This window comes from Candidatus Methanoperedens nitratireducens, from assembly GCF_000685155.1.
In the GTDB taxonomy this organism is placed as follows: domain Archaea; phylum Halobacteriota; class Methanosarcinia; order Methanosarcinales; family Methanoperedenaceae; genus Methanoperedens; species Methanoperedens nitratireducens.
Genome location: NZ_JMIY01000001.1, coordinates 406,479 through 416,313 on the forward strand (window position 1 = coordinate 406,479; position 9,835 = coordinate 416,313).

Genomic DNA, 9,835 nt, shown 5'->3' on the forward strand with positions numbered 1-9,835 from the left:
TGATACGTCATAAATAACAAACATGCTGAGGACAATACTATTATTTAACTGTCAAAGTCAGGTTATAGATAATACCCAGACACGATGTTTAATTGAGAATACTCATGAGAGAAAGAAGTACGCAGGAATTGATCCCATATATGTTGGTGGAGATGATATTCTTTTGATCATCAATGCAAAGGGTGCTATCAGATTCTGCGAGATGCTGATAAAAAACATATACAAGAGATTCAAATTCTCAAAAACATTCTTCAATGGAAAAACATTTGATAACCCAACTGTAACTATCTCATGCGGGATAGCGATAGCAGATGCCAAGTTCCCTGTATATTTCCTGCTTGAAGCTACCAGAAAAATGGAGAATATAGCAAAGAAGGCATTCAGAGATAAAGCAAGAACTGATGAATTAAACCTTATCCGTGTTCCAGAGGGCACCATAGCATTTACTGCGGTGAGCGGCGCAATGCCATCAGATGATCATGCTTGTTTTGTACTTCCTGACAATGAAGATGATTTAGGGCTTTTGAATAATCTTATCTTTAAAAGTCTGGATAGAGAGAACCGCCCTAAGATCTCAGGTCTTATCACCTGCGGTAAAACAGAGCATGAGCGGTTGAACTTCATAAAATCGATCTACTCTTCGGGTTTCAGAAAAGACTCAACTATCGATTGGCTGAATGATTGCGAGTGGATGGTGCGGGTTCTGGGAAATGAGAACTTGCTTAAATCTGCAAAGATGATCATCCCACAGATATGGCATACAGAGGAGGAAGGATTATGAAAATCCTGAAAATCTCACTTGCATTTAAGAATGATTTTCATACGACCGGTGAATCGAAAGGATCTCTTGTTGATTTCTTAAAGGATCATAATGATAAACCATACATCCCTGCCACCCACATAAAGGGCGTTATGCGAACTGAAGCTGAGCGCATATTAAGGAGCACAGAGAGTATTCCATGCTTTATAACCGGCAATCCCAGCGTCATTCTCTGTGATGAGGTAAAAAATGGCGGGTTCAGATGTGATGTTTGCCGTATCTTTGGTGTTCCGAACACCGAAGGGGGCGGGAATTACAGAGAAGGGAAGATACGTATAACCGATTTTAAAACTGCTGAAAATATCCAGGCAGTCTCAAGGATGCATGTCTCGATAAAAAGAGAAACACAGACAAAATCAGAACATGCTCTTTTCAATATGCTCTCTGTCCCTTGTAAGACAGAATTTTCAGGGTATATCCTTATCCGTGAGGCACTGACTGCTTCAGAAGAAAAACTACTGCATGCAAGTATTCATTCTATGGCACACTATGGTCTTGGAAAAGATCGCTCTCGTGGACTGGGTGGAATAGATTCGATTGATGGTCTGAAAATAACTGAAATATCTCAGGATGAATATCTGGGGGTAAAGTAATGATTCAATTAGAAGGATTTATAACAGCGATATCTCCTCTGCATATTGGAAGCGGGCGGTCTAAGGGCACATTCATCCAGACACTTGACTATATTCCAGGCAGGACGATTCGAGGTATGCTCGGATATTATCTTTATAAAAACGATAGGCAGCTTTTTGATAATATCGGGATCGATGAAGAAAAGGACATCTCCAGAATGGGGATATTCTTTAAGAATGCCTATCCTGTGGAGGAGAATGGAACAACAGTGGCTTCGCCGCTTATCCTTAGATGGTGTAAAAGATGCGATGCTCTTTTTGCAAGAGAAAGAGATGAAAGGGAGTGCAAAAATGTTGAAAATAATATCCCCTGTCTTCATGAAGGGAAGAAATATTCTGGATTAATGTCACTGGAATCTATCAGGGATAGAAAATTAAAGCGACAGAGGGCTTATTCCAAACAGATAGAGACAAAATGCCCCATAACGCGTACCGGGCATGCAAGTATGGGCAGCGCTGAGGAAGGATACGAACTCTCACCATATCATATTGAGAGCATATCAGCAGGCGCAAGATTCAGATTCAGGATTCTGGTAAAGGATGATTTCGCAGATAAAATTATTGAATCTCTCAAAAACGCCGGCACTTTTTATGGTCTGGGTGGATTCAGATCGAGAGGGTACGGAAGTGTAAGATTCGATCTTGTGGAAAAATCGGATCTTAAAGCGAAAATAGCAAAGCGCACAGAGGAACTCTCAGCTATGGAATCAAAACTCCTTGTCGTAAATTCACAGATGATTCTTAAAGAAGGGGATGAATCCGTTATAGGGTTCGATGATACATTTAAAGAATATGCAGGTAAGACTCTTAGATCGATAGGAGTAGAGGGGACTATAGATATCGACCTGACCGATGCAAAGATATCCTCCAGCGTTGCCCGCGGATGGTCTCTTAAGAACCAGAATTCGCTCTCTGAATTGATACCATGCATAGGGTCTGGAAGCTGCGTTAGAGTCTCAGGAGATGCAGAAGCTCTTACTGCGCTTGAAGCTTATGGGATAGGCGAGATGATAAATTGCGGTTACGGAGACATATATGTGATAGGTGATCTGGTATGACCGGGCTTGATGATATAAACCAGAAGGCATGGGAGATAGCGGCGCTTTCCATAATGCTAAAGAGCGGGAGATTTGAGACATATTCAAACGGGCAGATCCGGGGTTTCTTTGAACTGGCAAAATCAAAGGATTTTGAGAAAGGTATCGATGCGCATATAAAAGGATACACACCGCAGCCTTCCCGTGGACAGAGACCGCAGGATATTGAGGAAGAATTGCAAGAGATGAAAAAGCGAAATGAGAGTATTGCTAATAATATAAAAGCGATATTTAAAAATCTAAAACCTGCTGAAAGAATGAGATTTTCCCAATATCTGATGTGGAATATCAAAATAATAGAGCAGAGAATGCCTAAAATAGAGGAGATCAAGCTTGTTCTTGATTGTGAGAGAATAAAAGATCCAAAAGTGATAATCGACCATCTGACCGCAATTTCAAGAACAGATCATGTTAGAACACCCAGAAAAAGTGAGCGAAGAGAAAGATATCAAGACAGGAGGAGATAGTATGGAATTCTCAAAAGAGGAATTAAAGGAAATAGTGATAAGTTCTTATGAATTATTAATTAGGATACCGCAGCCCCAACTCAAAGAAGGTAAATACGAGCTTTCTTCCAGGAATAAATTTAAAACCCTGCCTGAGGCTTTAAGAGAAATCCCTGATGAATCTGCCAGTATAACCCATTTTGTTAAAACTGCATCCTATTTCCTGCCCCGTGCAGAACGAGGCGGCAAAGATGATAAAGCCATGCTCCCGTTCCTTGATCTACTGCTTAGCAAAGTCAAAGAGATTGGAGATAAAGAGAGTGATCCTGAGAGACGAATCGAGAAGATAAAGTATCTTATCGGTTACACGAACTGGAATGCTGATTCGGTCATCACAATATTCAATGCTTTTAAAAATGATGATAACGAAATAAGAAAGAGACTTCAAACAATGCTTGGGGCTGAACTTGGTATTATAGGCGCCAGGGATGATGTTGAAAAAATCGTCTCTGATATTATGAAATGGAAACCGGTTACAGGCAGTGAATATAAACCATATGGGAGGCGGTAACCATGTTTGAGAAACTTGAGAGCCGTGCACTTATCCAGTACACCATAAAAACAAAATCCGATCTTCATATAGGAGGACATGGAACGACAGCGCCAGCAGAGGTGGACAGCCCTGTATTGAAGAACGATAGGGATCTTCCGATAATTCCAGGAAGCAGCCTTAAAGGAGTGCTCCGCACCGAGATGGAGCGCCTGCTAAAAGGCTTGAATATCGATACGTGCGCAGTGCCGGATGTCTGCAAGAGTAAAAAAAGAAAAGTAGGTTCAGAGTGCCCTGTTTGTATGCTTTTCGGAGGTGCTGAACTTGCAGGCTCTGTGAGGATAAAAGATGCTACTGCAAACAGTAAAAAAACAGTGATAAGGGACGGGGTGGCAATAGAGCGGAAGACAAGAAAAGCAAAAGGCGGCGCAAAGTACGATATCGAAGCTGTTCCGTACGGTACAGAGTTCTATGGAGAGGCAGTTATAGAGAACCCTGATATATCTGGTAATAAAAATGCAAAGCTTGGGGCTTTTTTGAGTCTTATTGAGTTTTTTAATTATTGCTCTGGCGGAATAGGCCATGCTACTTCAAGAGGATTCGGACAGGTCAGTATCGAGATTGATAATTTCAGGCTCATAACTGCTGGAGATTATCTTGCAGGAAATTATGAGGGGAAGATATATCCATGCAGTGAACCAGAGTTTGAGAAAGTAAAAGAGCAGGCGATCACAAGCTGGAGCGCGTATCTCGGATCGATTAAGGGAAATGTTTGAGGTCTGTATGCCTGATTTTGATGTTTTTGAGAACCGCTGGACAATCTCAGCAGCACTTGAGCTTGAGACACCTCTTCGGATAGGAGGAGGTCAGAACGCAGCGGCTTATTCGATATCTGCTGCGCCTGTGCTTCAGACATATAACGCTCAAATGCAAGCCTATGAGCCCTATATTCCAGGGAGCAGTCTTAAAGGGGTGTTAAGAAGCACTGTTGAGCGGATTATCAGGACATTTAATGATAACAAGAGCTGCATCAGTGTCAGTGATACAGGTGCAAGAGAAAAAACGCCCTGTAGAGAATGTATATCCTGCGGGATTTTTGGCTCTATGAAGGCTGGCGCCAAGATCAGGGTTAGAGATTTGCATCTATCGAAGAGTAGCATGGGTCTCTATGGTTCAGTAAAAGAACAACCTCATTGCGCTACTAAATATAAGATATATGATGGAAAGTTCAATGTTCAGACCAGGACAAGATCACTTAGAAATAAAAGAATAGAGGTTGCAGATACTTTCCTGCGGACGGAAGAAACAGTTACTTCTGGTATTTGTTTTGATATACAGATAGATATAGACAACGCAGATGAAAAAGAGATCGGGCTTGTTCTTCTGGCTCTTGATGAATTCAATAATAAAAGGATCAACCTTGGTGGAGGCACATCAAGGGGCAACGGGTTTGCCGATATCAGGGATATAGCAGTCATGAAAAAATCAATTGATGAGAGATTTAAGATATCTGAATCGCCCTATGATGCAGGCGTGCTTATGAGAGAGGGGAAAAAGTATCTTAAAACCATTGATTCAGGAAAAGATCCAGATCGGAGGGATTTTGATATCTATTATAAGGCGCATTCAGCAGAAAAAATCCCGGAAGGGCATATCGTGGCTCTCCTGAAAGTTACGGCATTATCTGACTTTATCATGCCAGGCGTAGAAGAAGAGACCGTGACAAGTGGAGGACTGCCTGTTATCCCGGGATCTACAATAAAAGGATACTTAAGACACAGCTTAATTGATAAGGGTGCAGATGCAAACAAAATAAAAGAGATATTCGGTTTCACCGAGAGGGATTCCCACCGCTCAAGGTTACTGGTATCAGATGCATACAGCGATATACTGGATGATCCTAATAAGATACCTTCAGGTTCGGTGTTGAAGATGTGGATGGTTTTTGATAATATGACGCGGGAAGAGGTGCATCTTATAGAAGATATCATCAAGAAGAACAGTCTTGTGGTTACAGGAAAAACAAGTGCAAAATGGGATGCTGCTGCCAGATCAGCTAAGAATAACATCGTAAAGATGGAGTTTGAGAGTGTGGATATTTTTAAGACATCCAGTTATCTGGCAGGAATATGATGAAAGTCTGGATAACCACAGTAGGCTCAAGCCCGTTTGCCGTGATCAATACGCTCTGGGCGGCATGTGAGCTTGAGGGATACGTGCCTGAGAAGTTGTACCTCGTGGCGAATGGTAAGGTTGAACAAGAGGTTAAAGTTGTCAATGAATGGACCAAGAGGATTATTGAAGCCTATGGGGAGGATGCTATTATCGAAAGAATACATGCGGATGAAGTGGATTTTATCAATTTTTCACGGATTCTATCCTCCTGCATCACAGAAGAAAAGAAAAAGGGCAATGAAGTAGCGGTTGATATGACGCCCGGGCGAAAGTTCATGTCCGCATTCTCGATGTCTAACGGGCTTGCAGAGAACGGAGCTGACAGGGTATATTACCTGCACCTGAGCGATGTGACAAAGTACAAGAACCGCCCTTTTATCGAGATCCCTGCGAATGAACAGAGGCTGTATGATATGAAAAAGGTGCTGCTGGAGAAATGAACATGCTGCTACCGCGCCAGAGGTTAATGGTACTGCTCAATGAAGTGTATTACAGCGGAGGGAACATAATAGAGGTCTCCTATCCTCCGCTTGACCTACTATATTCAATAACGCTCGGTGAGCGGTGCAGGCTCTCAATCCTGAATAAAACAGAATATAATGAGAAGCGCATTGATACTATTAAAACAATCGGCGAATCTGGAAAGGAGATTCCAAATTTTAACAGTTATATAGATACTATTACTGCCTCCGGAATACTGCCTCCTAAAAATGCAAAAGAAATCGAGACAGCAATCAATGAGAAGTGCATGAGGGATATATTTAAAGGAGACAAGATGCTGTTCATCGGATTCGATACCAACATCCTGATGCTCAGGCAGAACAGGATGATAATTGATATATACAGAAATAGAGGCGGAATATGCCTATCGTACCTCCTCTCAAGAGAGCTTGCACGAAAGTGGGACAGGAAATACAGGTTCGAGGATCTGCAAAACCTCCATCCACAGATGGCTTTTATGGAAAATTTCCCGAACCAGCCAGTGCTCTCTGCACGGGCAGCACGCCTTGGTTCGGTTGAGTACCGCCTGATCAGAAATAACCCGCATACCAGAGAGATCATGACAGGTGACGGCGCAGATTTGGAGATTGTCAGTTCGTATAAAAAATTTGAACGGGATAATGATGTGGATGTGGTTCTTGTGAGCGGGGATATGAATTTTGCAGGAATGGCGCGCGATGCTCATATGAACGTGATACAGGTGAAGAAACAGACAGATGCGTCACAAAGAATTGAGATTGACTGGGAACAGGCTGCTGAACTGATATACACCAGTGCCATAACCTACGGCTATGTTTCGCTTAATGGAATGGATATTTACGGCATCTGGACTGGCAAGACTGATGATGACTGGAATGCTGAGAACCTGAGTATCACACTGGAAGGCGAACTTGCCAGAAAAATAAAGCGAGATATGGAGATACTTCAATGATACAGCACCTTTTGCTAAGAAACTGAAGAAGCATAATGAACTAATCAAAATTGAATCAAAGGAAGACAATGATTCTGGAGAGAAAAGCACCGTTATAAGCCCTCTCGATATCGAGCTTATGGTGGTCTCTGGGGAGCATAACATTACCACAGGCGCTATACGCCTTTTGCTTGAGAATGGTATAGATATAGTGATACTTGATTCTTTTGGAAATCCTGCAGGCTACATACTGCCATGCGGGAAAAGCAGGCAAACGCCCGAAGGATGCATTATCAGCAATAAATTCAAGAAACAGTATGCTGGAGCAATATTGACAAGGCTTGAGCAGGAATACTCTTATGAAAGCAAGAAAAGGAGCTTTTCTGAAATTATTGATTTACAGGCAGAAAAACTAGCAACCGCAATCCTTGAAACAGGCAAATACACCCCTTTTATCTACAGGTAGCCATGCCATCGAAATTTGTGTTAATTGCATACGATATCACAGATAACAGCCTGAGGAACAGGCTTGTTGATGTCCTCTTTTATTTTAATCTCCAGAGAGTGCAGTACAGCGTCTTTCTGGGGTATATCAGCGAGACGCATCTTAATCACATGGTCGAACAGATATATGATGATTTTGAGCATGAAGATGTGAAAATACTCATAGTAGAGATATGCAAAGGATGCTTTAAAAACATACGATCAATAAATTACGATATACCCAAAGAGGAGCGAAAACATCTTGTGGTCTGAGTTAGTTGGCTGATGTTTATAAATCAGTTCGACAGAACCACACCGCCAAATTTTCATATGGAAAAGAAGGCATATTATCAGAGGAAAAGTGATTTAAGAGATTAAAACTATACTGTTGAAAGCAAGACTCCAAAAAGAAGAGTATGGCAACGCTATATCACTAAATACTATATTCATTGCATTATTGTTGAAAGCAAGACTCCAAAAAGAAGAGTATGGCAACATGAAAAATGAACAAACAGTTGAATAACGACTATCGTTGAAAGCAAGACTCCAAAAAGAAGAGTATGGCAACTCAACTGATCACCTTCGTTGAATTTGCATATAGTGTTGAAAGCAAGACTCCAAAAAGAAGAGTATGGCAACTTGATCTCTCCCCACTTCTCGGATAGCCAATCTGCGTTGAAAGCAAGACTCCAAAAAGAAGAGTATGGCAACACAGTCTTTGCCAGTTTGACTATCCACCATAACTGTTGAAAGCAAGACTCCAAAAAGAAGAGTATGGCAACTTTCCACCCTCGCCAAAAGCTGCTTTCATTACTATTTTCGTTGAAAGCAAGACTCCAAAAAGAAGAGTATGGCAGCATATTCGGAGTTGGTGCACCGTTCGCTTTGATCCGTGAAAACAGGACTCCAAAGAGAAGAGTGTGGCAACGGATTTACGCTATACATAACTACCTCCAATTAAACATTGAAAGCAAGACTCCAAAAAGAAGAGTATGGCAACTCCTGCTTCGGCACCACTGTGCGCGTGAACCTGCGTTGAAAGCAAGACTCCAAAAAGAAGAGTATGGCAACTCATATGAACTTATTACATCTTCGAAATCTATATCGTTGAAAGCAAGACTCAAAAAAGAAGAGTATGGCAACAGATGATTATCGTCATGAATCACAGGACACCTGATATATTGAAAACAGGACTCAAAAAAGAAGAGTATGGCAACAATTTAGGATTCTGTGATTGAAAAGTGAGGTTTATGTTGAAAGCAAGACTCCAAAAAGAAGAGTATGGCAACTGATTATTGTAAATGTAGGCGTACTGTTCTTTGCGTTGAAAGCAAGACTCCAAAAAGAAGAGTATGGCAACTTATATGTGCCGTTCTTTAAGAGCGTGTCTTAAATCCTGTTAATCCTGTTATCCTGTCCAGAATATTCAGAAACGCTCTAAGCTTATTATTGAGAAAGATAAAAACCACAAAAGATTTATTATCTACGGCATTCATAAATGAAATAAAATTTTAAAATGGTGTTGTGTATGGGGATATTGAATAAAATCGGAAAGGTTATTGACGTATTGCTGGAAGAAGAGAACGAAAACTATGATAAAGGGGTTGAATTTGAGAAGTACGTGGCTAAGCTTTTTAATCAAAAGTATTTTAGCATCGCTGACTGGACAAGGGATTTATCCGGTAAACACGATATAAGGGTTGAATCAGATTCCAACCCGGATTTAACAGTTCGTTATCTACCAACTAATGAGAAAATCAGTGTGGAATGTAAATTCAGGTCAAATCTCTATAAGGGGAAATTGCGGTGGACATACGGGCTGAAGATAGAAGATTACCGCCTGTACTCAAGAGAAAATAATATACCCACTTTTATTGCGATCGGTCTTGGAGGATATCCGGATGACCCTGAAAGGATGTTCTGTATCCCCCTGGAAGAGGCAAAATACCCGGAGCTCTATCCGAGCATTTATGAGAGATACGAGCGCAACCCTCGAAAGCAATTCTTCTGGAAAAGGGGGATGTTGAGTTAATATTTCATATAAACCCAATTCTTTAAGATATTTATAGTACTGAACCCCATTTTCCGCACATTTTAATACAACTCCCTCCCGAATCAGTATTTAGAAAATGGACTACAGTAGTAAAAATTTAGATCATTTAGGAATCGTAGCAGGAGTTTGTAAAGAGATCGAACTTCGTGCATCTATCGATAGAATAGT

At 41.2% G+C, this 9,835-nt stretch carries 13 protein-coding genes and 1 CRISPR repeat array; all 13 genes read left to right on the plus strand.

Features of this window, described 5'->3' with window-relative positions; genetic code table 11:
- Positions 1–22: 22 nt before the first annotated feature.
- Positions 23–781 (plus strand): Cas10/Cmr2 second palm domain-containing protein, encoded by a 759-nt coding sequence (locus tag ANME2D_RS02100; protein ID WP_048088755.1) that lies wholly within the window; start codon positions 23–25, stop codon positions 779–781.
- Entirely contained in the window at positions 778–1,413 is a 636-nt protein-coding gene (locus tag ANME2D_RS02105) for an RAMP superfamily CRISPR-associated protein (RefSeq protein WP_048088757.1), read from the plus strand. The genes ANME2D_RS02100 and ANME2D_RS02105 overlap by 4 nt, the downstream gene beginning before the upstream one ends.
- Positions 1,413–2,510, plus strand: a complete 1,098-nt coding sequence (locus ANME2D_RS02110; RefSeq protein WP_048088760.1) for an RAMP superfamily CRISPR-associated protein — start codon at positions 1,413–1,415, stop codon at positions 2,508–2,510. Before ANME2D_RS02105 ends, ANME2D_RS02110 begins: the two co-directional genes overlap by 1 nt.
- Entirely contained in the window at positions 2,507–3,016 is a 510-nt protein-coding gene (locus ANME2D_RS02115; protein ID WP_048088762.1) for a hypothetical protein, read from the plus strand. Before ANME2D_RS02110 ends, ANME2D_RS02115 begins: the two co-directional genes overlap by 4 nt.
- Before the next feature lies 1 nt (position 3,017).
- A complete protein-coding gene (locus ANME2D_RS02120) occupies positions 3,018–3,566 on the plus strand; it encodes a hypothetical protein (protein WP_048088764.1) in 549 nt (182 codons plus the stop codon).
- 2 nt (positions 3,567–3,568) lie between these two features.
- Positions 3,569–4,321, plus strand: coding sequence for a type III CRISPR-associated RAMP protein Csx7 (gene csx7, locus ANME2D_RS02125; protein ID WP_048088765.1), 753 nt, complete (start codon positions 3,569–3,571; stop codon positions 4,319–4,321).
- A gap of 7 nt (positions 4,322–4,328) precedes the next feature.
- Positions 4,329–5,678, plus strand: coding sequence for an RAMP superfamily CRISPR-associated protein (locus ANME2D_RS02130; RefSeq protein WP_048088766.1), 1,350 nt, complete (start codon positions 4,329–4,331; stop codon positions 5,676–5,678).
- Positions 5,675–6,160, plus strand: a complete 486-nt coding sequence (locus ANME2D_RS02135; protein WP_157833902.1) for a CRISPR-associated ring nuclease — start codon at positions 5,675–5,677, stop codon at positions 6,158–6,160. Before ANME2D_RS02130 ends, ANME2D_RS02135 begins: the two co-directional genes overlap by 4 nt.
- Positions 6,157–7,152: a PIN domain-containing protein gene (locus tag ANME2D_RS02140; protein ID WP_206741762.1), complete on the plus strand. Its 996-nt coding sequence runs from the start codon at positions 6,157–6,159 to the stop codon at positions 7,150–7,152. The genes ANME2D_RS02135 and ANME2D_RS02140 overlap by 4 nt, the downstream gene beginning before the upstream one ends.
- Before the next feature lie 22 nt (positions 7,153–7,174).
- On the plus strand, positions 7,175–7,597 hold the full coding sequence (locus ANME2D_RS02145; RefSeq protein WP_277812903.1) for a CRISPR-associated endonuclease Cas1: 423 nt from the start codon (positions 7,175–7,177) through the stop codon (positions 7,595–7,597).
- 2 nt (positions 7,598–7,599) lie between these two features.
- Positions 7,600–7,887: a CRISPR-associated endonuclease Cas2 gene (cas2, locus tag ANME2D_RS02150; protein WP_048088774.1), complete on the plus strand. Its 288-nt coding sequence runs from the start codon at positions 7,600–7,602 to the stop codon at positions 7,885–7,887.
- A gap of 114 nt (positions 7,888–8,001) precedes the next feature.
- A CRISPR array of direct repeats spans positions 8,002–8,974; the repeat unit is 37 nt; unit sequence GTTGAAAGCAAGACTCCAAAAAGAAGAGTATGGCAAC.
- 168 nt (positions 8,975–9,142) lie between these two features.
- On the plus strand, positions 9,143–9,646 hold the full coding sequence (locus tag ANME2D_RS02155; RefSeq protein ID WP_048088776.1) for a hypothetical protein: 504 nt from the start codon (positions 9,143–9,145) through the stop codon (positions 9,644–9,646).
- A gap of 97 nt (positions 9,647–9,743) precedes the next feature.
- Positions 9,744–9,835 (plus strand): DUF4277 domain-containing protein (locus ANME2D_RS18955; RefSeq protein WP_157833950.1); only part of this gene is annotated, 92 nt, incomplete at its 3' end.